Source organism: uncultured Pseudoflavonifractor sp. (genome assembly GCF_944387275.1).
GTDB classification, from domain to species: domain Bacteria; phylum Bacillota; class Clostridia; order Oscillospirales; family Oscillospiraceae; genus Pseudoflavonifractor; species Pseudoflavonifractor intestinihominis.
This window is the reverse complement of record NZ_CALXEG010000002.1, coordinates 1-22,227: the sequence shown is the minus strand read 5'-3', so window position 1 is coordinate 22,227 and position 22,227 is coordinate 1. Positions and strand designations below refer to the sequence as shown.

Annotated in this window: 24 protein-coding genes, 2 tRNA genes, 1 pseudogene and 1 riboswitch; of the genes and pseudogenes, 11 read left to right on the top strand and 16 right to left on the bottom strand. The window is 63.0% G+C overall.

Going from position 1 to position 22,227, the window contains the following annotated elements:
• Window positions 1–47: 47 nt before the first annotated feature.
• The 6 genes from Q0K23_RS00845 to asnS all read left to right on the top strand — a co-directional run bounded on the left by Q0K23_RS00845 (window position 48) and on the right by asnS (window position 4,662).
• Window positions 48–797 carry a hypothetical protein gene (locus Q0K23_RS00845; RefSeq protein WP_294516720.1) on the top strand — a complete coding sequence of 250 codons (750 nt, stop codon included), beginning with the start codon at window positions 48–50 and terminating at the stop codon, window positions 795–797.
• A gap of 103 nt (window positions 798–900) precedes the next feature.
• Window positions 901–1,335, top strand: a complete 435-nt coding sequence (locus Q0K23_RS00840; RefSeq protein WP_294516718.1) for a LytTR family DNA-binding domain-containing protein — start codon at window positions 901–903, stop codon at window positions 1,333–1,335.
• A gap of 15 nt (window positions 1,336–1,350) precedes the next feature.
• Window positions 1,351–2,202: a DUF3021 family protein gene (locus Q0K23_RS00835; protein ID WP_294516716.1), complete on the top strand. Its 852-nt coding sequence runs from the start codon at window positions 1,351–1,353 to the stop codon at window positions 2,200–2,202.
• Window positions 2,199–2,723 carry a hypothetical protein gene (locus Q0K23_RS00830; protein ID WP_294516714.1) on the top strand — a complete coding sequence of 175 codons (525 nt, stop codon included), beginning with the start codon at window positions 2,199–2,201 and terminating at the stop codon, window positions 2,721–2,723. The genes Q0K23_RS00835 and Q0K23_RS00830 overlap by 4 nt, the downstream gene beginning before the upstream one ends.
• Window positions 2,724–2,748: 25 nt before the next feature.
• On the top strand, window positions 2,749–3,138 hold the full coding sequence (locus tag Q0K23_RS00825; RefSeq protein ID WP_294516712.1) for a hypothetical protein: 390 nt from the start codon (window positions 2,749–2,751) through the stop codon (window positions 3,136–3,138).
• A gap of 129 nt (window positions 3,139–3,267) precedes the next feature.
• Complete coding sequence (gene asnS / locus Q0K23_RS00820; RefSeq protein WP_294516709.1) at window positions 3,268–4,662, top strand: asparagine--tRNA ligase; 1,395 nt, start codon at window positions 3,268–3,270, stop codon at window positions 4,660–4,662.
• A gap of 55 nt (window positions 4,663–4,717) precedes the next feature.
• On the opposite strand, the gene Q0K23_RS00815 is transcribed toward asnS, so the two are convergent.
• From Q0K23_RS00815 to Q0K23_RS00805, 3 genes are all read right to left on the bottom strand, one after another.
• A complete protein-coding gene (locus tag Q0K23_RS00815) occupies window positions 4,718–5,497 on the bottom strand; it encodes an amino acid ABC transporter ATP-binding protein (RefSeq protein WP_294516707.1) in 780 nt (259 codons plus the stop codon).
• A 13-nt stretch (window positions 5,498–5,510) separates the two neighbouring features.
• A complete protein-coding gene (locus Q0K23_RS00810; RefSeq protein WP_294516705.1) occupies window positions 5,511–6,149 on the bottom strand; it encodes an amino acid ABC transporter permease in 639 nt (212 codons plus the stop codon).
• Window positions 6,150–6,224: 75 nt separating this feature from the next.
• Window positions 6,225–7,082 carry a transporter substrate-binding domain-containing protein gene (locus Q0K23_RS00805; RefSeq protein ID WP_294516703.1) on the bottom strand — a complete coding sequence of 286 codons (858 nt, stop codon included), beginning with the start codon at window positions 7,080–7,082 and terminating at the stop codon, window positions 6,225–6,227.
• A 186-nt stretch (window positions 7,083–7,268) separates the two neighbouring features.
• Window positions 7,269–7,438, top strand: a riboswitch (Lysine riboswitch).
• 130 nt (window positions 7,439–7,568) lie between these two features.
• Here Q0K23_RS00805 and Q0K23_RS00800 point away from each other — a divergent pair.
• Window positions 7,569–9,296, top strand: coding sequence for a Na+/H+ antiporter NhaC family protein (locus Q0K23_RS00800; RefSeq protein ID WP_294516701.1), 1,728 nt, complete (start codon window positions 7,569–7,571; stop codon window positions 9,294–9,296).
• A gap of 65 nt (window positions 9,297–9,361) precedes the next feature.
• Here the strand turns inward: Q0K23_RS00800 and Q0K23_RS00795 are convergent, their stop codons facing one another.
• The 6 genes from Q0K23_RS00795 to Q0K23_RS00770 form a co-directional block, all read right to left on the bottom strand.
• Window positions 9,362–9,496 carry a hypothetical protein gene (locus Q0K23_RS00795; protein ID WP_294516699.1) on the bottom strand — a complete coding sequence of 45 codons (135 nt, stop codon included), beginning with the start codon at window positions 9,494–9,496 and terminating at the stop codon, window positions 9,362–9,364.
• A 68-nt stretch (window positions 9,497–9,564) separates the two neighbouring features.
• Window positions 9,565–10,206, bottom strand: coding sequence for an ABC-2 transporter permease (locus tag Q0K23_RS00790; RefSeq protein ID WP_294516697.1), 642 nt, complete (start codon window positions 10,204–10,206; stop codon window positions 9,565–9,567).
• Window positions 10,203–11,066: an ABC transporter ATP-binding protein gene (locus Q0K23_RS00785; protein ID WP_294516695.1), complete on the bottom strand. Its 864-nt coding sequence runs from the start codon at window positions 11,064–11,066 to the stop codon at window positions 10,203–10,205. The genes Q0K23_RS00790 and Q0K23_RS00785 overlap by 4 nt, the downstream gene beginning before the upstream one ends.
• 1 nt (window position 11,067) lies before the next feature.
• A complete protein-coding gene (locus Q0K23_RS00780) occupies window positions 11,068–11,442 on the bottom strand; it encodes a GntR family transcriptional regulator (RefSeq protein ID WP_294516692.1) in 375 nt (124 codons plus the stop codon).
• Between the two features lie 141 nt (window positions 11,443–11,583).
• A complete protein-coding gene (locus Q0K23_RS00775) occupies window positions 11,584–11,907 on the bottom strand; it encodes a sigma-70 family RNA polymerase sigma factor (RefSeq protein WP_294516690.1) in 324 nt (107 codons plus the stop codon).
• A complete protein-coding gene (locus Q0K23_RS00770; protein WP_294516688.1) occupies window positions 11,888–12,121 on the bottom strand; it encodes a hypothetical protein in 234 nt (77 codons plus the stop codon). Before Q0K23_RS00770 ends, Q0K23_RS00775 begins: the two co-directional genes overlap by 20 nt.
• Window positions 12,122–12,432: 311 nt before the next feature.
• Here Q0K23_RS00770 and Q0K23_RS00765 point away from each other — a divergent pair.
• From Q0K23_RS00765 to Q0K23_RS00755, 3 genes are all read left to right on the top strand, one after another.
• Window positions 12,433–12,508, top strand: a tRNA-Thr gene (locus Q0K23_RS00765).
• A 12-nt stretch (window positions 12,509–12,520) separates the two neighbouring features.
• Window positions 12,521–12,605: transfer RNA gene (locus Q0K23_RS00760), tRNA-Tyr, on the top strand.
• 539 nt (window positions 12,606–13,144) lie between these two features.
• On the top strand, window positions 13,145–13,510 hold the full coding sequence (locus Q0K23_RS00755; protein WP_294516686.1) for a DUF6483 family protein: 366 nt from the start codon (window positions 13,145–13,147) through the stop codon (window positions 13,508–13,510).
• Window positions 13,511–13,580: 70 nt separating this feature from the next.
• Here the strand turns inward: Q0K23_RS00755 and Q0K23_RS00750 are convergent, their stop codons facing one another.
• Window positions 13,581–14,849: a 5-bromo-4-chloroindolyl phosphate hydrolysis family protein gene (locus Q0K23_RS00750; protein WP_294516684.1), complete on the bottom strand. Its 1,269-nt coding sequence runs from the start codon at window positions 14,847–14,849 to the stop codon at window positions 13,581–13,583.
• Window positions 14,850–15,263: 414 nt separating this feature from the next.
• Here Q0K23_RS00750 and Q0K23_RS00745 point away from each other — a divergent pair, with 414 nt between their 5' ends.
• Window positions 15,264–17,189: a VanW family protein gene (locus Q0K23_RS00745; protein WP_294516682.1), complete on the top strand. Its 1,926-nt coding sequence runs from the start codon at window positions 15,264–15,266 to the stop codon at window positions 17,187–17,189.
• Window positions 17,190–17,409: 220 nt separating this feature from the next.
• Here Q0K23_RS00745 and Q0K23_RS00740 read toward each other — a convergent pair whose 3' ends face one another.
• From Q0K23_RS00740 to Q0K23_RS00715, 6 genes and pseudogenes are all read right to left on the bottom strand, one after another.
• Entirely contained in the window at window positions 17,410–17,991 is a 582-nt protein-coding gene (locus tag Q0K23_RS00740) for a dipicolinate synthase subunit B (protein WP_294516680.1), read from the bottom strand.
• Window positions 17,992–17,993: 2 nt separating this feature from the next.
• Window positions 17,994–18,134: pseudogene (locus Q0K23_RS00735) on the bottom strand (dipicolinate synthase); the annotation flags it as partial.
• An 80-nt stretch (window positions 18,135–18,214) separates the two neighbouring features.
• Window positions 18,215–19,417 (bottom strand): class I SAM-dependent rRNA methyltransferase, encoded by a 1,203-nt coding sequence (locus tag Q0K23_RS00730; RefSeq protein WP_294516678.1) that lies wholly within the window; start codon window positions 19,415–19,417, stop codon window positions 18,215–18,217.
• 31 nt (window positions 19,418–19,448) lie between these two features.
• Window positions 19,449–19,922, bottom strand: a complete 474-nt coding sequence (locus Q0K23_RS00725; RefSeq protein WP_349231815.1) for a methylglyoxal synthase — start codon at window positions 19,920–19,922, stop codon at window positions 19,449–19,451.
• Window positions 19,923–20,045: 123 nt separating this feature from the next.
• Window positions 20,046–21,494, bottom strand: coding sequence for a recombinase family protein (locus Q0K23_RS00720; RefSeq protein WP_294516674.1), 1,449 nt, complete (start codon window positions 21,492–21,494; stop codon window positions 20,046–20,048).
• A 186-nt stretch (window positions 21,495–21,680) separates the two neighbouring features.
• Window positions 21,681–22,013 (bottom strand): NAD(P)-dependent oxidoreductase, encoded by a 333-nt coding sequence (locus Q0K23_RS00715; RefSeq protein ID WP_294516672.1) that lies wholly within the window; start codon window positions 22,011–22,013, stop codon window positions 21,681–21,683.
• Window positions 22,014–22,227 lie beyond the last annotated feature (214 nt).

Sequence of the window (22,227 nt, the reverse complement as noted above, 5' to 3'; positions counted from 1 at the left end):
AAAACGTCTGAAAAGCAGAACCAAACCTGGAAGGAGGAGGAAGCGCAATGAAAATTCGGCTCCTGGCACTGGCCATGACAGGGCTGCTTGTCCTGACCGCCTGCGCACGAAAGCAGGCCACCTTGACCGTGCGCATTGTGGACGGGGCGGAGACGGGCGCCCTGATGGTGGCCGACCTGGATGGGGGCAGCGGCATCTACCGCCTGGGTGCGGATGATGGCCCCGTCACCATAGACGGACACCCGGCCACGGCGGACGACCTGGCAGACGGCATGAAAATCACCATCACTTTTGACGGGATGTTTCTGTACAGTTGCCCCGCGGGCCTTGGCAAGGTCTACGCCCTGGATGGGGACGGAAGCAGCGTGGACGACCGCTGCGGCCTCTACCTCCAGGTGCTCAACGACCTGTGGGCGGCAGAGCCCGGCCTGAACGAGGGCGCCACCCAGCTGGCTGTGGACCTGTCCGGCCTGACCGACCTGACCCCGGGCGAGAAGGCGGGCCTGGCCTGGCGCTTTGGCGAGGACTGCGGCCTGGCGCCCCCTATGGAGGTCCCCCTGGAGGTGCTCTGGCAGGAGGGCTATCTCACCCCCATGGCAGAGGGCGGTGAGGAGGACCCCAACCTCTGCGCCTGGGAGGACGGCTGTCTGTTCTCCATCACGGGGGACGCGGAGACCGGCTTTGAGGCCCGGAAGTGGCGCTCGGGCACAGAGAGCTATGCCTTTTCCAACTGTACCGCCCAGATGGCGGAGGACGGCTCCTGGACCTACACGGTGGGGGAAGCGGGCGCTCCCTGAGCCGTCCGCAACCGAATATTCCGGCGGAGAGACCGTCTGTCCCGATGGCATGGACAGACGGTCTCTTTTTGGTTATAGTTAGGGTGGAAAGGGGGCGGAAGCCATGAAGGTGACGATACGCATTGACCCGGGCTGCGGTGCGCCCTCCGTGACCATCACGGCCCCCGCCCTCACCGACGAGGTGAAGGCCCTGGCCGCCCGGCTGGAGAGCGGGGACCGGCTCATCGGCTGGCGGGACGGCTCCGCCTTCCCCATCCCGCCGGAGAAGTTGCTCCGGTGCTACGGGGAGGACAAGGGGGTCAAGGCCCAGACCTCCGACGGGGTGTTCGACCTGAAGGAGCGGCTCTACGAGCTGGAGGCCCGGCTGGACCGGCACACCTTTGTGCGCATCTCCCAGTCGGAGATCGTCAACCTGGGCAAGGTTACCGCCCTGGATCTGACCCTGACGGGCACCATCAAGATGACCCTGGCGGGGGACACGGTGTGCTACGTGTCCCGCCGGTATGTGAAAAAGATCAAGGAAGCCCTTGGACTGTGATAGGAGGGAATCGCTATGACGGACAGACAGAAACAGTGGCTCATCCGCATCCTCCTGGGCGGACTCATCGGCATTGCCGTCCTCATCCCCCTGGGCGGCCTCTTTAACGACCTGGTGAGCGGCGGCCTTCTCTCCAGCCGCACCTCCTTCCGGCTGGTGAGCTATGACCTGGCGTATCTCACCGGCTCCGTCCCCCTGGCCTTTGCCATTGAGCTGGGGCTCTACTTCCTGATGGGGGCGGTGGTGGGGGTGTCCACCCTGCCCTTCGCCGACGACGGCCCCACCCTGGTGCGCCGTTCCCTGGTCCACTTCGCCGCCACCGCCGCCGCACTCACCCTGCTGGTTGTGCTGTGCGGGTGGAACTGGGGCGAGTTTTGGCCCCTTGTCCTCTACCTGGGGCTGCTGGCGGCGGTCTACCTGCTCATCTGGCTGGGCCGCTGGGTAGGGTGGTATGTGGAGATAGCCGCCATCCGGCAGAAGCTGGGCCTCTCCCCCGGGCCCTCCCCCCTGAAATGGCGGGAGAGCCTGCCCTATCTCCCCTTTGCCGCCCTCATGTGCCTGGTGCTGCCCATGGCGGTGCGGCTCACCCTGGACGCTCCCATCCCACTCTTCACCGCCATCTACGCCATGCTCATCCTGCCGGTGGGCGGCTTCTTCTCCGGGCTCTTTCTGGGCAGGCGGCAGGGCTTCTGCCCCCTGTACCCCGTGATGTGCGCCCTGCTGACCCTCTGCTTCGTGCTGCTGGCCAACCTGGTTTCCAACGTGGCCGATGGGGTGATGATCCCCATTGCCCTGTGCGCCGCGCTGCTGGGCAACGCCATCGGCGCCCTGCTGCGCACCGTGAGAGAGAGGAGAATGAAAAAATGAAACGGGAACACCGGTTCTACAACATCATCCTCCCCATATGGCTGCTGATCCTCTTCCCCGAGATCTGGTTGATCCTGCTGCCGGGCAATCTGATTATCGACTGTCTGGTGCTCTTCCTCACCCTGCTGGCTTTAAAACATCAGGGCAAGGGCGGCGTGATGAAGAAATTATGGTGGAAATTCTGGCTGCTGGGCTTTGCCGCCGACGCGGTGGGCGTGGCGTGGATGTTCCTGGGCCTGCTGCCCGCGTGGATCGCCGGTTCCGGGCAAGTAGGGGAGCTGCCTGCCATCGTGGCCGCCTGGGAGGACTCGGTGGGCCACATCACCCACAGCGCCTTTGCCCACCCTGCCGCCTTCGCCTGGACCCTGATTGGCGTGGCCCTGGCCGGGGCGTGCATCTACTTCTTCGATCAAAAAGCCATGGGCAGGTGTGAGCTGCTCACCCCCCGCGAGAAGCATATCATTGCCCTGACCATGGCCGTGATCACCGCCCCCTGGCTCTTCTTCATCCCCATGTACTGAACGGCTTTAGAAATGAGGTGTTGTTATGGCTCCCATGCGTGAAACGGCAAACCGCGTCCTGCTGTCCCTCACCCTGATCTCCTTTGCCGCCTACGCCGCCATTTTCGCCACGGCCTTTGCCGACCTCCCCCTGGATATCCCCCCGTGGCATCAGCTCCTGCTGCTGTACGCCCACTTTATCCCCATGTTCTTCCTGGAGCTGCTCCTGTGCCGGACGGCGAAGTTGCGGTGGCGCATCCTCCTGCCCGCCGCCCTGCTGGCCGTCCCCGGGCTGTGGTTTGTGGCCTCCGCCGAGTGGTATGTCCTGGCATGGGTCCTGGCGGGCTGGTGGTGCGTGTCCCCGGTGCTGGGCTGCCTGGCCGCCTGGGTAGTGTGGGCAATCTCACGGCGGGTGAACCGGCCCAAGCCTATATGAGTACAGGCCGCCCCGGGCTTCACCGTCCGGAGCGGCTTTTTTCTCCTCCAATCCCCTCGGAGTGGTTGCAAATTCTGAGGAAAACGGCTATACTTAGAGGCAACTGCAAAGAATCGAGGAGGATTCGCTTTGGAACGCACGACCATTTCTCAGATTTTCGCCGACCAGGAGCAGTTCGGCGGGCAGACGGTCACCGTCTGCGGCTGGGCCCGCACCATCCGGGACATGAAGACCTTCGGCTTCATCGAGCTCAACGACGGCTCCTGCTTCCGCAACCTTCAGATCGTCATGGACGCCAACGTGCTGGGCAATTATAAGGAGATCGCCGGCCAGAACGTGGGCGCCGCCCTCATCGTCACCGGCAAGGTGGTCCTCACCCCTGAGGCCAAGCAGCCCCTGGAGGTCAAGGCCGACACCATCGCCGTGGAGGGCCCCTCCACCCCCGACTACCCCCTCCAGAAGAAGCGCCACAGTGTGGAGTACCTACGCACCATCCAGCACCTGCGGCCCCGCACCAACCTGTTCTCCGCCGCCTTCCGGGTGCGCAGCGTGGCGGCCTACGCCATCCACACCTTCTTCCAGAACCGGGGCTTTGTGTACGTCCACACCCCCATCATCACCGCCAGCGACTGCGAGGGCGCCGGCGAGATGTTCCGGGTGACCACTCTGGACCTGGAGAACCTGCCCAAGAAGGACGACGGCACTGTGGACTACAGCCAGGACTTCTTCGGTAAGAGCGCCAACCTGACCGTGTCCGGCCAGCTCAACGCCGAGAACTTCGCCATGGCCTTCGGCAATGTGTACACCTTCGGCCCCACCTTCCGGGCGGAGAAGTCCAACACCACCCGCCACGCCGCCGAGTTCTGGATGATCGAGCCTGAGATGGCCTTCTGCGATCTGGCCGGCGACATGGACGTGGCCGAGGCCATGATCAAGTTCATCATCAACACCGTGATGGAGAAGTGCCCCGACGAGATGAACTTCTTCAACTCCTTTGTGGACAAAGGCCTGAAGGAGCGTCTGGAGCACGTGGCCACCTCCGACTTCGGCCGGGTGACCTACACCGAGGCGGTGGAGCTGCTCAAGCAGAACAACGACAAGTTCGACTACAAGGTGGAGTGGGGCTGCGACCTGCAGACCGAGCACGAGCGCTATCTCACCGAGCAGATCTTCAAGAAGCCCGTCTTTGTCACCGATTACCCCCGGGAGATCAAGGCCTTCTACATGCGCCTCAACGACGACGGCAAGACCGTGGCCGCCGCCGACTGCCTGGTGCCCGGCATCGGCGAGATCATCGGCGGCTCCCAGCGTGAGGAGCGGCTGGACGTGCTGGAGAACCGCATCAAGGAGCTGGGCATGAAGCCCGAGGACTACTGGTGGTACCTGGACCTGCGGCGCTACGGCGGCTGCCGTCACGCCGGCTTCGGCCTGGGCTTCGAGCGGATGGTCATGTACCTCACCGGCATCGGCAACATCCGCGACGTCCTGCCTCATCCCAGAACCGTGGGCAACGCGGACTTCTAAGAAAATCCATAAAAACGGCGCTCTCCCGTTGGGAGAGCGCCGTTTTTGCTGTCTTTTAGTGGTATCTGGAGAGGAACTGCTTGGTCCGCTCCTCCCGGGGGTTCTCGATGACCTGCCGGGCGGCTCCCTGCTCCACGATAAGGCCGCCGTCCATGAATATCACCTGATCCGCCACGTCCCGAGCAAAGGCCATCTCATGGGTGACGATGATCATGGTGGTGTGCTGGTCGGCCAGGCCCCGGATGACCTTGAGCACCTCGCCGGTCAGCTCCGGGTCCAGGGCGGAGGTGGGCTCGTCAAAGCAGAGGATGTCCGGCTTGAGGGCCAGGGCCCGGGCGATGGCCACCCGCTGCTGCTGGCCGCCTGAGAGCTGGTGGGGGTAGTGCCCCGCCCGCTCGGCCAGGCCCATCCGCTCCAGCAGCGCCTGCCCCTCCCGCTCGATGTCGGCAAAGATCTGCTTCTTGTTCTGCTTGAAGTCGGGCCGCTCCCGCGCCAGCAGCTGGCTGGCCAGCGTCACGTTCTGGAGGGCCGTGTACTGTGGGAACAGGTTGAAGGACTGGAACACCAGTCCGAAGTGGAGCCGCTTCTTGCGCACCTCGTTCTCCCGCTGGGTGGCCGGGTCGGCGGCGTCAAACAGGGTCTCCCCGTTGACCAGGATCTTCCCCTTGTTGGGGGTCTCCAGGAAATTCAGGCAGCGCAGCAGGGTGGTCTTGCCGCTGCCCGAGGAGCCGATGATGGCCAGGGCCTGGCCCTGGTCCAGGGAAAAGCTGATGTCCTCCAGCACCCGGGTGGCCCCAAAGTGCTTTTCAATGTGCTGTACTTCCAAAACCGGCATGGGGCGCACCTCCTTACTTGAAGTAGTCCATCTTCTTCTCGAACCAGTTCAGCAGCAGGGTAAGGATGCCGCTGATGGCCAGATAGAACACGGCGGTGTAGAACAGGGGCCAGATCATGCCCTTTTTGATGTAGGACTCGCCCATCCAGATGATCTCATACACCGAGATGACCCGCACCAGGGCGGTGTCCTTCACCAGGGTGATGAACTCGTTGCCCATGGGGGGGACGATGCGCTTGATGACCTGGAGCAGGGTGACCTTGAAGAAGATCTGGCTGCGGGTCATGCCCAGCACCAGACCGGCCTCCCGCTGGCCCGCCGGCACACCCTGGATGCCGCCCCGGTAGATCTCGGAGAAATAGCAGGCGTAGTTGATGGTGAAGGTCACCACCGCGGCGGTGAACCGGGGCAGCAGGGGCAGGCCGAACATCAGCCCCGGCCCGTAGAACACGATCATGATCTGGAGCATCAGGGGGGTGCCCCGGATGATCCAGACCACGGTCTTGACCACCGCCCGCAGGGGGGTGAACCGGCTCATGGAGCCCAGGGAGATGATGAGGCCCAGGGGCAGCGCGAACAGAAGGGTGAGGGCGAACAGCTCCAGGGTGACCACCAGGCCATCCAGCAGCGTGAGGGATACAGACAGAAGCATAGGCTTTTTCCTCTCTATGACCGGGGAAAGGCAGAGGGCCGTAACGGCCCTCTGCCCTGTTCCCTCAGCGTGATGTTACTTCTCGATGACGGACTCCTGTACGCCGTAGGTGGTGGCCGTCTCCATGACGGTGCCGGCGTCATAGGCCTCCTTCCAGAAGGTGTTGAAGGCCTCGGTCAGGTCGGAGCCCTGGCGGAATGCCACGCCGTACTCCTCGTCGTTGAGCTGCACGGTATAGGTCAGGTCGGGATAGCTGGTGCCCTCGCCGATCATGGCGCCCGCCATCAGCAGGTCGATGACGCAGGCGTCGGAGGCGCCGGAGGCCACCTCCATCAGGGCGTCGGCCTGGGTGCTCTTGGCCACGTAGCTCAGGCCCAGGGCGTCCAGCTGCTCGGCGCCGGCGGAGCCGTTCTCCACGGCGAAGTTCAGCCCGCTCAGGCTCTCCTGGGTCTGGTAGTCCTCCGCCTTGTCCACGGGCACCACCACCACCTGGCCGTTGCGGCAGTAGGGCTCGGAGACGGAGGCGCCGGCCTCCACCTCGTCGTTGATGGTCATGCCGTTCCAGATGACGTCAATGCCCTTGGTGTCCAGCTCCATCAGCTTGTTGTCCCAGTTGATCTCCAGGAACTCCACTTCCACGCCCAGGCTCTCGGCAAAGGCCTTGGCCATGTCGGCGTCAAAGCCGATCCACTCGCCGTTCTCGTCCTTATAGTCCATGGGGGCGAAGTCGGTCATGCCCACCACCAGGGTGCCCTTGTCCTTCACATACTGCATATCGCTCTCCGCCACGGCCTGAGAGCCGCTGGGAGCGGGAGACCCGGAGGGCGTGCCGGCATCTCCGCCGGTATCGCCGCCCGTGGGAGTGGAGCAGGCGGTCAGGGTCGCTGCGGTCGCCAGCGCCAGAGCAAGGGCCAGCCATCTTTTCAGCTTCATGATATATCCTCCTTCTGTCAGGCGCCGGTGATTCGCCTTCTTGCTTTAGTATACTACCATGATAAATTATTGGTGTAAAGATGTATTTCAAAAATCGTCATATCGCACAAAGCCTTACCGCGCAAAAAGGCGGATTCAGCCTTGACAATCCCTGGAACCCATGATAGGATACTTACGCTTCTTTAATAAGAGGATAGAGGCGCGGTACGCATGCGTACTCCGGGACAAGGCCAGGCAGCCGTCCCGCGGGGAGAGGGCGCACCGCCGAAGGTCGCTTCGCCTGCCTGGGCGGCGCGGCCTGGGCCGTACGGGAACACCGTCCGGACTGTCACAGCATGTGGAGCGCTATCCTGAGGTCCCCGTTTTTTTCTATGTGCGGGGACCCCTGGTTTTTGCCATGGGCGCTTCCATCAGCGCCCATGGCTTTTTTCGTTGGCGCAACAGGGGCATGTGTGCGCCCCGGCAACATTTTATGGAGGGAAAAATATGAGAGCAAGAAGAACCTGGCTCGCCAGGGCTGCGCTGCTGCTGATGCTGCTCTTCGCCCTGACGACCACCGCCTTCGCCGCCGGTGACCCCACCGACGAGACAGGCACCAAGATGATCGAGTGCACCGACTGCGGCACTCTGGGCGTGGTCCTCAACGACGCGGGCGAGGCCGTCACCTGTGAGACTTGCGGCGGCACCGGCTATGTCCAATCCCCCAGCAATTTCTTCAACACCATCTGGTCCCTGCTGCCCCCGGTCATTGCCATCGCCCTGGCCTTGATCACCAAGGAGGTCTACTCCTCACTCTTTATCGGTATTGTGGTGGGCGGCCTGCTCTACTCCAATTTCTCCTTTGAGGGCACCCTGACCCACGTATTCAGCGACGGCATCGTGTCCGTCCTGTCCGACAGCTACAACGTGGGCATCCTCATCTTCCTGGTCATCCTGGGCACCATGGTGGCCCTGATGAACAAGGCCGGCGCCTCCGCCGCCTTCGGCCGCTGGGCCCAGAAGAACATCAAGACCCGCGCCGGCGCCCAGCTGGCCTCCATCGTCCTGGGCTGCCTCATCTTCATCGACGACTATTTCAACTGCCTCACCGTGGGCTCCGTCATGCGGCCCATCACCGACAAGCACCAGGTCTCCCGCGCCAAGCTGGCCTACATCATCGACGCCACCGCCGCCCCTGTGTGCATCATCGCCCCCATCTCCTCCTGGGCCGCCGCCGTGGCCAGCTTCGCTGAGGAGGGCCAGGGCCTGAACCTGTTCATCCGCGCCATCCCCTACAACTTCTACGCCCTGTTCACCATCGTGATGATGCTGGGCCTGGTGTTCATGAAGGTGGACTTCGGCCCCATGGCCAAGTTCGAGAAGAACGCCATTGAGAAGGGCGACCTGTTCTCCGGTTCCAACCCCTACGCCATGCTGGACGAGGACATCGAGGAGGGCAAGGGCCGGGTCATCGACCTGGTGCTGCCCATCCTGGTGCTGGTGGTGTGCTGCGTCATCGGCATGATCTACTCCGGCGGCTTCTTCTCCGGCTCCAACTTCGTGGAGGCCTTTTCCAACTCCGACGCCTCCGTGGGCCTGATGCTGGGCTCCGCCTTCGGCCTGCTCTTCACCCTGGTCTACTACGCCGCCCGCCGCGCCATGTCCTTCAAGGACATGATGGGCAGCATCCCCGAGGGCTTCAAGGCCATGGTCCCCGCCATCCTCATCCTCACCTTCGCCTGGAGCCTGAAGGGCATGACCGACTCCCTGGGCGCCAAGTACTTTGTCCGTGACTTCGTCCGCAGCGCCGAGCACCTGCAGATGTTCCTGCCCGTCATCGTGTTCGTCATCGGCTGCCTGCTGGCCTTCGCCACCGGCACCAGCTGGGGCACCTTCGGCATCCTGATCCCCATCGTGCAGAACGTGTTCTCCATGAACGACCCCCTGGCCATCATCTGCATCTCCGCCTGCATGGCCGGCGCCGTGTGCGGCGACCACTGCTCCCCCATCTCCGACACCACCATCATGGCCTCCGCAGGCGCCCAGTGCGACCACGTCAACCACGTGTCGACACAGTTGCCCTACGCCATCTCCTGCGCGGCCATAGCGGGCATCTCCTACCTGCTGGCCGGCCTGCTGGCCGCCAACGGTGCCCCCGGCATCATCGCCCTGCCTGTGGGCGCTGTGCTCATGCTGCTCTTCCTGGCCTTTATGAAGAAGCGCCAGACCGCCTGAGCCTGACCTGTAAAAAAAGGCCGCCTCATCGTCTGATGAGGCGGCCTTTTTGTCGGACAGGGGCTTTACTCCTTCTCCGCTTTCTCCCGCGCTTCCTTCTCCTGGATGGCCCGGATGGCGTAATCCACGGCGGCGAGAGAACGGGGGGTGCAGTACTGCTGGATCTTCAGCAGCTCCTGGATGGCTTCGTGTGCAGTCATGATCCCCACGCTCCTTCCCTTTTTCTTCCTCCAGTTTACCACAGGGCAGGGCATGGGCGCAAGAGGCCTTACAGCTCCTTCTTCTCAAAAATCCCACGGGCGATAAAGTAGGAGATGATATAGCCTCCGATGGTCAGCAGAACCAGCAGACCGGGCAGGGCCAGGAAGAACCACTCGGGGATGACAATGCCGTCCATCGTCTCGGCCAGCTGGCCCAGCAGCAGGATTCCGCCGAAGATAGCGACAAAGATGATGATGCTGATGACACGGCTCTTCTCCGCGCCGAACTTGATGAACACAGGGAGAATCACGGCGTCAATGAGGATGGAGATAAGCGTGCAGATCAGCAGCCCGATGAGCATCTCGTCCACAGCCCCCAGCTCCGGCTTCAACATGAGTACGGCCACCACCAGCACAGCGGAGAAGGCCGCCGCCAGCAGCACAGCGAGCAGGGAAAAGACGTACTTGCCTGCCACAACGCCGCGACGTCCGGCAGGGGTGGCGGCGGCGTACTTGTTCCACCGGGCCAGGTCGTCGTAGGCAAAGGTGGACATGGGCACCAGCATGCCGATGAGCACGGTCATGGTGTACATGATGGCCGTGGGCATGATTTCCATTACAGCCAGTACTGTATACATGATAAAAAACGCAATGTAATATCCCAGCTGCTTGCGCTGGACCAGAAAATCCTTATAAACCATTCCCATCATGACGCTACATCCCCCTTCGCGGTAAAGACCATGATCTCGTCCAGGGTCACCCGGTCCACGGTCAGCGCCGGGTAGAGCCGGACAAACTTCTCCCGGTCCCGTACCAGGGCCTCACAGCTGAACTGGCTCTCCCGCACGCCCACCAGGAAGGCCCGGTCCACCTTGTCCAGGTCGGCTCTGCCGCACACCAGGCGGCCGTACTCCTCCAGCAGCTCGTCCTTGGCCCCCTGGAGGGCCACCTTGCCCTTGTGGAGGTAGACCACGTAGTCCGCCGCCTTCTCTAGGTCGGTGGTGATGTGGCTGGAGATGAGGATGGCGTGGTCCTCGTCCCGGACAAAGTCCAGGAACTGGTCCAGGATCTCGTCCCGCACCACCGGGTCCAGGCCGCCGGTGGCCTCGTCCAGAATGAGCAGCCGGGGCCTGGCCGACAGGGCCGCCGCAATGGACAGCTTCATCTTCATGCCCCGGGAGTAGTCCTTCAGGAGCTTTTTCTCCGGCAGGTCGAACTTCTTCAGCAGCTGTTCAAAGAACCGCTGGTCCCAGTTCTTATAGATCCGGCGGAGGATTTTCCCCACATCGCCGGAGCGCAGGGTGTCGTGGAAGGTGGACTCGTCCAGCACCACCCCGATCTCCTCCTTGGCCGCCCGCTCGTCGGCGATGTTGTCCCGGCCCAGCAGCACAATCTCCCCGCCGTCCCGGCGGATCAGGTTCAGAATGCACTTGATGGTGGTGGATTTTCCGGCGCCGTTCTCGCCGATCAGGCCCACAACCGTGCCCATGGGCACGTCGAAGGACACGTCGTCCAGCTTGAAGCTGCCGTAATCTTTGGTGAGATGGCGGATTTCAATGGCGTTTTCCATATTATTCGTCTCCATACAGGATGTTGAGGGTGTCGGTCATCTCCTCCAGGGTGATGCCGCCCACTTTGGCGGCCTCCACAGCCCTGGTCAGGTGCTCCTCCACCCGGCGGAGGGTCTCCTCACGGGCCAGCGCCGGGTCCTGGGGCGCCACAAAGCATCCCTTCCCCGGGACCGTGGTAATGAACCCCTCACGCTCCAGCTCTTCATAGGCTCGTTTCGTGGTGATGACGGAAATGCGCAGCTCCCTGGCCAGCAGCCGCATGGAGGGGAGGGCCTCCCCCTCCTTCAGCTCACCCCGCAGGATCAGGCCCTTGATCTGCCGGGTGATCTGGTCGTAGATGGGCACCCCGCCGGCATTGCTGATGATAATATCCATTCGGTGCACCTCGTTTTACTGTGTATACTCATCATATACAGTATAAACACAGATAACAGCCGCTGTCAATAGGGAGACGTAAAATTTCTATTCCGCCGAAAACGCAGATGGCCGCGCCCAATGGCGCGGCCATCTGTCAATTCAGTTCTCCTCTTGGGCGTTGAGCAGGCTGGCGGCCCCGTACCGCAGGCAGCGGCGCAGGCGGCGCTCGCCCCGCTTGATGGTGCGGGAGACGGTGGACTTGTCCACCCCCAGCCGCTCCCCGATCTCCCGCATGTTGAGGCCCTCGGCATAGTAGAGCAGCAGGGCCCGCCGCTGATGGGGGGTCACGTCCTCCTGAAGGGCCCGGATCAGGTTGCGCCGCAGCCGGGAACGCTGGGCCCGGTTGTCCTCCGCCATAGTCCTGGCGTACACCGCCATGTCCGCGGCGTAGGCGCCGCCCCTCTTATATCGCGTATTTGACATTGCGCCAATACCCCCTGTCGTAATATCGCTCCGTGACCACGGCCAGATCCCTGGCCTCCCGCCACATTGTCTCCAAAATTCTGATGCGGTCCTCCAGAACCAGCCGCTCGGTGGCGTCCGGCTCATTGGCGCGGCGCAGCTCCAGCTCGCTGATCCGCCGCCGCAGGACCTGGGCCTGGGCCCGGTATTCCACTGACATCTCCAGTAACGTCATGTATCTCCTTGCTTCGCTCCATTCCCTCTCGTTTTTCCTCCGCCCGGCACTGGGGACACAGGTCCTCCCCCTCCGCCAGCTCCCAGGCGTAGATCTCCTGCCGGCAGCGCCTGCACCAGGCCGCCGCCGGTTCCCGCTGCACATCCCGCAGCGGATCGGTAAAAATCCTCCCGTTCGTGCTTCCTCTCCTGTCCTTTGGACGCCCATTCCGCCCTCTCAAAATTTTTTGAAATTTTTTTGCTTTTCCTGTTGACAACCCTCCCTTTGCCTGATATAATAAGCAACGTTGTGGACGAGCTGAGAGCTGAAACGCTGGTGTAGCTCAGTTGGTAGAGCAGCTGATTTGTAATCAGCAGGTCGGGGGTTCGAGTCCGTCCACCAGCTCCAATAATTTCATATGGAGGAGTTCCCGAGTGGCCAAAGGGGGCAGACTGTAAATCTGTTGCGTCTCGCTTCGGTGGTTCGAATCCACCCTCCTCCACCACGTCAGAGCAAGCGTCATATCGCTTGCTCTGATTTTTTATCAAAATCAGAGCGCGCTCATTCTGCTGCTCTTCCTTCCCAAACCGAACCCGCTCCGCTGGGCTCCGGTTTGGTGCCGCCTCCGGCGGCGTCCTCCTTGGTGACCTCATTGAGGTTGCCGTTTTTCTTTTGTCCGGTGGATCCGAACCGGCTCCTGGCTGTGTTCGCCTCTTGTGTCTCAGGAAAACGGAAATTTACTTTTCACCGGAAGTGTGGTACACTGATGAAAATTTTTCCCCTGCAACGCGGTCGAACCTGTCCACTGCTCGTGCCGCACCAGCGCTGCTTCCCTGTCCGGCTCCGCCCATCCTCCCGCCGGACGTTATGCATCCCCCCTTCCCTGCTGTATGTTCCCCGGGGTAAATAGAACTTGTGTTCTAGTTCTCGTCTATCTTACCACCTGCCGTCCTCGGCGTCAATACAACTTTCTTATGTTAATCAAACTAGTGTTCTATAAAAGTCCCCCTATTGGGATAATTCTCCGGAGAGGAGCCCTCTGTTATGCTGACTCAGGACTGGATGATGCGCCAGATCGAGACCTTGACCCTGGCCATTGCCAAAATTATGTTCCACAAAGACACGGCAGAGTACGAGAACCACGGCGGGCGGGAGACCCTGACCGCCGCCGACAGCCTTCACGCCTCCCTCAACGCCCTGCTGCGGGAGGGCCGCATTGCCGACGGAGAGGACCTGCTCTTCTCCGCCCTGGATGAGGATGACCCCGCTCTTCTGGAGGTGGCGGTGGACTTCTACTTCCGCCTGAACCTGCTCTCCGACCAGGAGCTGGAGGAGGGCAATTTCTCCCGCCAGGAGATCGAGGAGGGCCTCCACGACGTGATGGACCAGTACGGCGTGGTGCTGCCCTGACAGCGCAAAAAAATCCCGTGGGGCGGCCTGCATGCCGTCTCACGGGATTTCTGCTTGATGTCAGGTTCTGCTATATCCCCATCTGGAAGCCGTCGCCCTTGCCGGAGAGGCCGTCCTTGTCCAGCATCCGCTCCAGCACCTCCACGTCGGTGGTGATGTCCATGGCGTCGTCCTGGAAGAGCTTGTCAAGCTGCTTCTCAAAGCCCTCCACCACCTTGTCCATCATGCCCTCAATCCGCTCTTTGGCGGCGGAGATGTTCTCCCCCTCGATGCCCTGGGCCTCCATCTGGGCGTAGGCCTTCAGGATCTTCAGGGTGGTGGGCAGGTAGTAGTTGAGGAAGCTGCGCAGCTGGCTGTTCTTGTTGGGGTTCTTCCTCTGGTAGTCCAGGATCTTGCCGGTGATCTCGCCGATGCGGTCGATCTTCTCGCTCATCACCGGGTCCTCAATGGCGTCGTTCACCTGGCGGATCTCCCGGAGGATGGCGTCGTCGTCCTCCGGCGGCGCGGGCTGCTCCTCCTCCTCAGGCTCGGGCTCCTCCTGGAGCCCCTCGTCGGACAGGATCAGGCGGCCGCTGGCCATGTCCAGGTAGCCGGTGGGGATATACCCCTCGTCCAGCATCTCCTGGATGTCATCACAGGCGGTGTGGTAGGACACGGGCATGGCCTGGGCCAGGGAGCCGATGGAGATGCTCTCCCGCTTGCCGATGAGGGCTAAGTACTTGCGGAAGCGCTTGGCCTTCTTGTTCCGCTGGGTGCCGCACACCAGCAGCACCAGGCCCGCGCCCAGCACACCCAGAGGGAAGCCGATGCTCTGAAGCATGTAGATAAAGCCCATGCCCATGGTGTCGAAGAACTCCACAAAGGAGATGAAACCGCCCAAGATGGCCAGGATCGTGCCCCAGACCATCATGCCCTTGCCCTTGTTCAGATCCACAGGCCGGCGCTTGGGCATAAACCGTCCCTTCTTGTCCCGGGGCTGGTCGCTGACGCCCTGCATCCCAGGCTGGGTGGTCCTCTGTGCATTCTGGCTGGTCTGTGTATTCTGGGTGGTCTGGCCGCCCTGGCGGGGTGCGCTCTGGCCCTGATAGCGGTACTCGTACTTATAGCCCGAGCTCTGGCCCCAGGACTGGCTGCCCGAAGCGCGGTAGGGCCCGGTGGGGCTGGAGCCGTAGGAACTGCCGTTGTTCCGCCTGCTGCCGAAGGACCGGCCCGTCAGCTTCATGAACAGCAGCACCAGGCCCACAGGCCAGAAGATCACCAGCGCGGCCACCACCACAATCCAGGATATCAAGTCCCCGTTGTTGCTGCCGCCGCTGTTGTTGTTGTAGCTGTACGCCATGGGTAGCGCCTCCTATATTCCGCTCCGGCGGACCGGCCGCCGTCTCCTGCTGGATCATATAATATCATATCTGTGGAAAAAATAGATTGATTTTTTCTTTAAAATCTTTAAAATTTATGTTCTTTCCCGCCCACGGTCCATAAAATGTGATACAATGGCCAGGACGGGCCGCCCGCTCCGGGCCGGAATGCCCACGGTACAGCCGTGGGTATGGATGGAGATATGATACAACGAAAGCACTTTCTTGTAAAGAGGGGCGGGGTTCCCATCCGGTTTCCCTCCGGCGGCGGCCCGGACCGGTCCGCCCGGTACAGCCGGGCAAATGTGTAACCGTTCTGTAATTGCTTTCCCCGGCACCGGGCCCTATAATGTATACTGATTTCGTAGATTCTGCGGGATATTGGAGTGATTATCATGGGAAACAGCGCGGACGGCAAGCGCGTCATGCCAAAAAAAAGCAAATCCGGCGGCGCTAAGGTTGCCGTCATCGTGATCGTCGTACTTCTGGTCCTCCTGGCCGGGGCCTACGTGGCCCTGTGCGCCTGGGTGAGCACCGGGCGGATCCTGCCCAACACCACCCTGACGGTGGAGGACCACACCCTGGACCTGTCCGGTATGACCCAGGAGCAGGCCTCCCAGACCATCAGTCAGGAGGCTGAGGGCTGGTACCCCACCTCCTTCCAGCTGACCAGCAGCGAGTACCCCCAGCTGGACCGGGATGTCACCGGCAGCGGCCCCCTGTTTCAGCTGGACGCGGCGTCCCTGTCGGCTGACGCCTGGTCCCACGGCCGGGAGCAGGGCTTTCTGGGCGGCGGCATCGCCTGGCTGAAGGCCACCTTCGGCGGCGGCTACGCCATTACCGCCCAGCCCCAGCCCTCCGCGGAGCTGGAGCAGCTGCTCACCGCCCTGCCCGGCGAGCTGACCAAGGCGCTGGACTCCGGCCTCACCGAGAGCACCTATGAGGTGACCGACACCGCCCTGGTCATCCACAAGGGCGTCTCCGGCCTGAGCGTCAACGCCGCCGACTTCCGGGACCTGGTTATCGACAGCCTGCTCACCGGCCGCACCTCCATCGAAGTGGCCCCCCACGTCACGCCCCCTGAGGCGCTGGACTTTGAGGCCATCTACCGGGAGGTGTACAAGGAGCCGGTGGACGCCTATCTGGACAAGGAGACCAGCGAGATCGTCCCGTCGGTCACCGGCGTCAGCTTCGGCATCTCCACCGCCCAGGCCCTGATGGAGCGCACCGAGGAGGGGGCGGAGTGCGAGGTGCCCCTCACCCTGACCGAGCCGGACATGACCACCGAAAAGCTGGAGTCCAGCCTGTTCAAGGACGTGCTGGGCAAGAGCAGCACCAAGACCTCCGGTCCCTCCAACCGCTGGCACAACGTGGAGACCGCCTGTGAGCGGGTCAACGGCACCATCCTGCTGCCCGGCGAGGTGTTCTCCTACAACGAGCTGTGCGGACCCTACTCCCAGGCCGGCGGCTACCTGAAGGCGGGCGCCTACGTCAGCGGCACCACCCAGGACACCTGGGCAGGCGGCGTGTGCCAGCTCTCCTCCACCATCTACTACACCACACTGAAGGCCAACCTGGAGACCGTGGAGCGCACCAAGCACAAGTACGACGTGGGCTACCTGCCCTCCGGCATGGACGCCACCGTGTACAGCGATACCCTTGACTTCAAGTTCAAGAACAACACCGACTACCCCATCAAGGTCGTCGCCACCCTGACCAAGGACAGCAACGGTACCCGCTGGTGCAACGTGACCATCTACGGCACCAACACCACCGGCATCTACGGCGACCCCTACTCCGTGCTGCTGGAGACCATCCCCTATGAGACCTACTACGAGGCCAAGGACTCGGTGCCCCAGGGCAGCCAGCCCCAGAAGGACTCCACCCGCACCGGCTACACCGGCAAGAAGGTGGAGGTCCACCAGCGCCTGCGGGATGCCGACGGCAACGTCATCAGCGACACCGTCATTCACACCGACACCTTCTCTGTCCGCAACGCCTACTACTTCTACAACCCGGCCGACGCCGCCGCTCTGGGTATCGACCCGGCCACCGGCCTGCGGAATCTGACGCCGGTGACCAGCCCCTCGCCCTCTCCCTCGGAGAGCACCGCGCCTTCGGCCTCTCCCTCCCCGTCGCCGTCCCAGTCGGTGACGCCCTCCCCCTCGGAGAGCACGCCGCCCTCCCAGTCCCCCTCCCCGTCGCCGTCGGACACGCCCTCTGAGTCCCCGTCGTCCTCCCCCTCCGCCACCCCGGACGCCGACGGCAACACCCCGCCGGAGGGAATCCCCATCGTCAATCCCTCCGAACCGGCCAACTGAACCAGACGGAGCGCTCCCTCTTTGGGGAGCGCTCCGTTTTTTATTTTTTCTGATGATTTAAATCTTTTGTAATACTTTTTGTTTTCTTTGTTTACAATTTTACCGTAGGATAAGAATCAGCGAGAGACAGCATCTTCTTCATTTCATGTATCCCTCTTTCCTTCCTTTGCATGAACAGCCCGCGCCGGTACCGGCGCGGGCTGTCTGCGTTTTCTCCTGTTCAGAGGCTGCCCAGCAGCACGGGCTGGACCTGCCTGCCCGCCATGGCCGCCTCCACCGTCTCGGGGATGCGGTCAAAGTCCGCCACCAGGGAGGTGGGCTTGCCCTCCGGGTCGTCCTGGCGGAAGGGGACAAAGTACACGTTTTTCTTGTCCAGCAGCGCGCCGATGTTCTTCGCGCTGGAGGCCAGGCCGTCGTTGGTGGCCACAGCGATGACCAGGGGCCGGCCGTTGCGCAGGTGGGCCTTGGCCGCCATGGTCACCGAGGAGTCGGTGATGCCGGCGGCCAGCTTGGCCAGGGTGTTGCCCGTGCAGGGGCAGATGACCAGCACATCCAACAGCTTCTTGGGGCCGATGGGCTCGGCGGCCCGGATGGAGTCGATGGGCCGCCTGTCGCAGATGCGCTGCATCTCCCGCATAAAGTCGTGGGCGTTGCCGAAGCGGGTGTCCGTGGCGGCGCTGCGCTCGGAGATGATGGGGGTCACGTCCGGCCACCGCCGGTGGACTTCCTCCAGGGCCGCCATGGCTTTGTCGTATGTACAGAAGGAGCCGCAAAAGGCAAAGCCTACCTTCCAGTCTTCCATGCTCACACTCCTAACTCGCTCAACATGTTGTAGATGGTGTTTTTGATGCTCTCCCCGGCGGTCACCGGCGCCGTCTTGCCCGGCAGGGACAGGGCCCAGATGACCCGCACCCCCAGCCGGGCGGCCGCCTCAAAATCCACCCCCGCGGCGTTGCCGGTTGGATAAGCGCGGACATAAAAACATCGGGCTCCCGTTCCAATGCGGGAGCCCGATGTCCTTGTATTCACATGTCGTCGCAGACCTGGAAGATATAGAACTTCAGGTAGTAGGACTCGTCCGCCCCCCACAGAATGGGGTGGTCGGCCGACTGGGTGCGGTACTCCACCTGCCGCAGGCGGCGGTGGGCGTCCCGGGCCGCCTGGGCGATGGTGTTGGTGAAGAGTTCGGGCGTCATGAAGTGGGAGCAGGAGCAGGTGGCCAGATAGCCCCCGTTCTCCACCAGGCGGATGCCCCGCAGATTGATCTCCCGGTATCCCCGCACCGCCTTTTTCACCGAATCCCGGGACTTGGTGAAGGCCGGCGGGTCCAGAATGACCACGTCGAACCGCTCCCCCGCCCGGTCCAGCTCGGGCAGCAGGTCGAACACGTCCCGGCACAGGAACTTCACCCGGTCCTCCACGCCGTTGAGCCGGGCGTTCTCCTCCGCCTGGCGCACGCCGGTCTCCGACGCGTCCACGCCCACGACCTCCCGTGCCCCCGCCACAGCGGCGTTGAGGGCAAAGGCGCCGGTGTGGGTGAAGCAGTCCAGCACCCGCTTGCCCCGGCACAGGGGCTGGATGGCCCGGCGGTTGTACTTCTGGTCCAGGAAGTAGCCGGTCTTCTGGCCCTCCTCCACGTCCACCAGATAGCGCACGCCGTTCTCCGAAATTTCCACCTTGGTGTCAAAAGGTGTGGACAAAAATCCCTTGACCCGCTCCATGCCCTCCTTCAGCCGCACCTTGGCGTCGCTGCGCTCATAGATGCCCCGGACGGTGATCCCGTCCTCCGCCAGCACCTTCACCAGGGCCTTGAGAATGGTGTCCTTGAGCCGGTCGATGCCCAGGGCCAGGGACTCCACCACCAGCACGTCGGAGAACTTATCCACCACCAGGCCGGGGAGGAAGTCCGCCTCGCCGAAGATCACCCGGCAGCTGTCGGTCTCCACCGTGTCCTTCCGGTACTGCCAGGCCGCCCGCACACGGGCCTCCAGAAAGGCCTCGTCGATGACCGCGTCCGCCTTCCGGGACAGGACCCGCACTGCGATGGTGGATTTCCGGTTGAGAAAGCCCCAGCCCAGCACATAGCCGTTGTAATCCTCGATGCGGACGATGCCGCCGTCCTCACAGCCGGGGGTGATCTCCCCGATCTCGTTGTCGTAAATCCAGGGGCCGCCGGCCTTGAAGGACCGGCCCTCCCCCCGCTTGAGCCGAATTGCTGCCTGCTCCATAGTTACCTCTCTCTTTTGTGGAATCGCGCCCTTACAGGGTGGCCGCCCGCTTGGACACCGCCTGTTTGAAGTCGGTGACATAGTGGGTATAGGTGGTACTCATCAGGGGCGAGCTGATGAGGAAGTCGGCGGTGGCCCGGTTGTTGGCAATGGGGATGTCATAGACCTGGGCGATGCGCAGCAGGGCCTTCACATCCGGGTCGTGGGGCTGGGCGGTGAGAGGGTCGGAGAAGAAGATCACCAGGTCGATTTTTCCCTCCACGATCTGGGCGCCCACCTGCTGGTCGCCGCCCAGCGGGCCGCTGTTGTAGCCGTAGACCGGCAGGCCGGTGCGGTCGGCGATCATCCGGGCCGTGGTGCCCGTGCCGCACAGGAAATGGCCGCTCAGGACCTCCTTGTTCTTCTGGCACCAGTCGATGATCTCCGGCTTCATATTGTCGTGGGCAATGAGGGCAATCCGCTTCTGGGCGGGCAGCACCTGCTCGATAAAGGTCTCGTCTCTCATGGAACTCATCCTCTCAACTGATTTCCCGCCCAGCAGCTCCCGCACGCGGCGGTGCGCCCCCCAGGGGGTTGGCCATACGGTTTAAATTCTAATATAAATCCGCCCGGAATACAAGAGGTTCCCTCAGCCTGCCTCCGGCCTGCGGAAGCGGAACACCACCTCCAGGTTTTTGTCTTGGTGCACCACCACCCGCTCCACCAGGGCGGTCAGGGTGTCCCGGTCCAGCCGCTCCAGGGCCTCCGCCTGCCGGGCTGCCTCACGGGCCACGCTGGCCTGATGCCGGCAAAATTCCGCCGCCTCACGGGCTCTGCGCGCCGCTCCCAGCAGGGCGCGGAACTCCTCCTCGGTCAGCAGTCCTGCCGCCCGGTCCCGGTACAGCAGTCCCGCCGCTTCCGTCCAGCGGTCTATGGCTCTGCTCTCCCCCTCCCCACGAGACTGCTCCTGCGGCGGCTCCGCCTGCCGGCTGATCCCCGCTGCCAGTTCCGCCAGCTGGCGGCGGATGGTCTCGATGACGGCGTCCTCCCGCATACAGTGAGAGGACGGACAGCCCCCTCTCCGGCTGCCCTGGCAGACCATGTAGCAGCTGCCGCCCCTGCCTCTGACATAGGTCATGGGGGAGCCGCAGCCGCCGCAGAAGGCCAGCCCGGTCAGCAGATGGCTGCTCCCGGTCCGGGGCGCGTAGCTCCGCACGGCCAGCAGCTCCTGCGCCCGGTCAAAGACCTGCTGGCTCACCAGGGGCTGGTGGGTGTTGGGCACAACGATCCAGTCCTCTCTGGGCAGTGTCACCCGTTTTTCCACCTTGTATCCCACTTTTCTGGCTCGGTTCTGGGTCAGGTGCCCCGCGTAGGTGGGGTTGGTGAGGACACGCCGCACCATGGTGCCGCTCCACAGCCCCGGGAAGCGGCTCTGCGGCCCTTTTTTATACTGGGAAGGGGTGGGGATACCCCCTGCCGTCAGGGCCCTGGCTGTGCCGCTGACGGAGCCGCAGGAGAGGAAGGTGCGGAACAGCAGCCCGATCACCGGGCCGGTCTCCGGGTCGGGGATGAGCCGCCCCGGGGTTTCCGGGTCCTTCCGGTAGCCCATGGGCGGCTGAGCGCCGATGAAGCGGCCGCTCCTCTTCCGTACCTCCAGGGCCGTGCGCACCTTGCGGGAGATGTCGGCGGTGTAGAAGTCGTTGGCCGCCGCCAGAAAGGGCAGTATCAGCTCCCCGCTGCCCCCCACGCCGGTGTCAATGCCCTCGCTGACGGCGATATACCGCACCCTCCGCTGGGGGAAGTAGATCTGGTAGTAGTACATGGTGCCGATCTGGTCCCTGCCCAGCCGGGACAGGTCCTTGGTGAGCACGGTGTTGATCCTTCCGGCCTCCACGTCTGCCAGCAGCCGCAGGAAGCCCGGCCGGTCAAAGTTGGTGCCGGTGTAGCCGTCGTCGGTGTAGATGGCCGCTACGGACCACCCCCGGGCCGATGCGTACTGCCGGAGGTACTCCCGCTGGTTGGCAATGCTCTGGGACTCGCCCTTCTCCTCGTCCTCACGGGAGAGGCGGAGGTACAGCCCCACCCTTGGTTCCGTCAAGCCGTCCCGCCTCCCTTCGCTCCCGTGACAGCGCTGCCAGTAGCTGTTCCAGAGTAGGCCCTGCTTCCGTATAGCGGCAGGTCACAGGATAGATCTCCGCCCGTTTCACGCCAGCCGCCCCCTTTCCGGCCCATATTGGGGCCCACTGCCATTCTATCGGGGCGTCCCTGTCTCTATGTCAGCTTTTTATCCAACCGCCTCCTCCGCCCCCCCGGGCTTTGAGGCAAGATCAATGACCAGGCAGCCCGGCTTCAGGTCCCCCAGCTCCGCCTCGCCCAGCACCCGGACGGGCACGGTATTGATCACAAGGTCGTAGCCGCACAGCCAGCCCAGAAGGTGGCCGGTCTGCTCCACACCCATGCCAAGGCTCTCCGCCCAGGCCAGATCTGCATATTTCCGTGCGGCCACGCTTACCCTGGCCCCCAGCGCCTGGAACCGCTGGGCCGTCATGCGGCCCACCCGGCCATAGCCGATCACCAGCACCCGGGCGCCGTGGATGGTAATGGGCAGCTCCTCCATGGCGATCTGGATGGCACCCTCCGCAGTAGGTACCGCATGGGGGATTTCACATCACTTGGCCAGACTAAAAAAGCCGTTTCCGGTGGGTACGGAAACGGCAAAAAAGAAGCGGCAGACATCCGTCTGCCGCTTCTAACTCTTTGTGTTGGCGTTACCTATCTTTCCGGGCCGTCTCCAGCCAAGTATTTTCGGCGCAGGTGAGCTTAACTGCCGT

Coding starts and splice junctions, on each gene's coding strand:
- Q0K23_RS00845 (WP_294516720.1), top strand. CDS start 48: ATGAAAATTCGGCTCCTGGCACTGGCCATGACAGGGCTGCTTGTCCTG.
- Q0K23_RS00840 (WP_294516718.1), top strand. CDS start 901: ATGAAGGTGACGATACGCATTGACCCGGGCTGCGGTGCGCCCTCCGTG.
- Q0K23_RS00835 (WP_294516716.1), top strand. CDS start 1,351: ATGACGGACAGACAGAAACAGTGGCTCATCCGCATCCTCCTGGGCGGA.
- Q0K23_RS00830 (WP_294516714.1), top strand. CDS start 2,199: ATGAAACGGGAACACCGGTTCTACAACATCATCCTCCCCATATGGCTG.
- Q0K23_RS00825 (WP_294516712.1), top strand. CDS start 2,749: ATGGCTCCCATGCGTGAAACGGCAAACCGCGTCCTGCTGTCCCTCACC.
- Q0K23_RS00815 (WP_294516707.1), bottom strand. CDS start 5,497: ATGCCGGTTTTGGAAGTACAGCACATTGAAAAGCACTTTGGGGCCACC.
- Q0K23_RS00810 (WP_294516705.1), bottom strand. CDS start 6,149: ATGCTTCTGTCTGTATCCCTCACGCTGCTGGATGGCCTGGTGGTCACC.
- Q0K23_RS00805 (WP_294516703.1), bottom strand. CDS start 7,082: ATGAAGCTGAAAAGATGGCTGGCCCTTGCTCTGGCGCTGGCGACCGCA.
- Q0K23_RS00800 (WP_294516701.1), top strand. CDS start 7,569: ATGAGAGCAAGAAGAACCTGGCTCGCCAGGGCTGCGCTGCTGCTGATG.
- Q0K23_RS00795 (WP_294516699.1), bottom strand. CDS start 9,496: ATGACTGCACACGAAGCCATCCAGGAGCTGCTGAAGATCCAGCAGTAC.
- Q0K23_RS00790 (WP_294516697.1), bottom strand. CDS start 10,206: ATGATGGGAATGGTTTATAAGGATTTTCTGGTCCAGCGCAAGCAGCTG.
- Q0K23_RS00785 (WP_294516695.1), bottom strand. CDS start 11,066: ATGGAAAACGCCATTGAAATCCGCCATCTCACCAAAGATTACGGCAGC.
- Q0K23_RS00780 (WP_294516692.1), bottom strand. CDS start 11,442: ATGGATATTATCATCAGCAATGCCGGCGGGGTGCCCATCTACGACCAG.
- Q0K23_RS00775 (WP_294516690.1), bottom strand. CDS start 11,907: ATGTCAAATACGCGATATAAGAGGGGCGGCGCCTACGCCGCGGACATG.
- Q0K23_RS00770 (WP_294516688.1), bottom strand. CDS start 12,121: ATGACGTTACTGGAGATGTCAGTGGAATACCGGGCCCAGGCCCAGGTC.
- Q0K23_RS00755 (WP_294516686.1), top strand. CDS start 13,145: ATGCTGACTCAGGACTGGATGATGCGCCAGATCGAGACCTTGACCCTG.
- Q0K23_RS00750 (WP_294516684.1), bottom strand. CDS start 14,849: ATGGCGTACAGCTACAACAACAACAGCGGCGGCAGCAACAACGGGGAC.
- Q0K23_RS00745 (WP_294516682.1), top strand. CDS start 15,264: ATGGGAAACAGCGCGGACGGCAAGCGCGTCATGCCAAAAAAAAGCAAA.
- Q0K23_RS00740 (WP_294516680.1), bottom strand. CDS start 17,991: ATGGAAGACTGGAAGGTAGGCTTTGCCTTTTGCGGCTCCTTCTGTACA.
- Q0K23_RS00730 (WP_294516678.1), bottom strand. CDS start 19,417: ATGGAGCAGGCAGCAATTCGGCTCAAGCGGGGGGAGGGCCGGTCCTTC.
- Q0K23_RS00725 (WP_349231815.1), bottom strand. CDS start 19,922: ATGAGAGACGAGACCTTTATCGAGCAGGTGCTGCCCGCCCAGAAGCGG.
- Q0K23_RS00715 (WP_294516672.1), bottom strand. CDS start 22,013: ATGGAGGAGCTGCCCATTACCATCCACGGCGCCCGGGTGCTGGTGATC.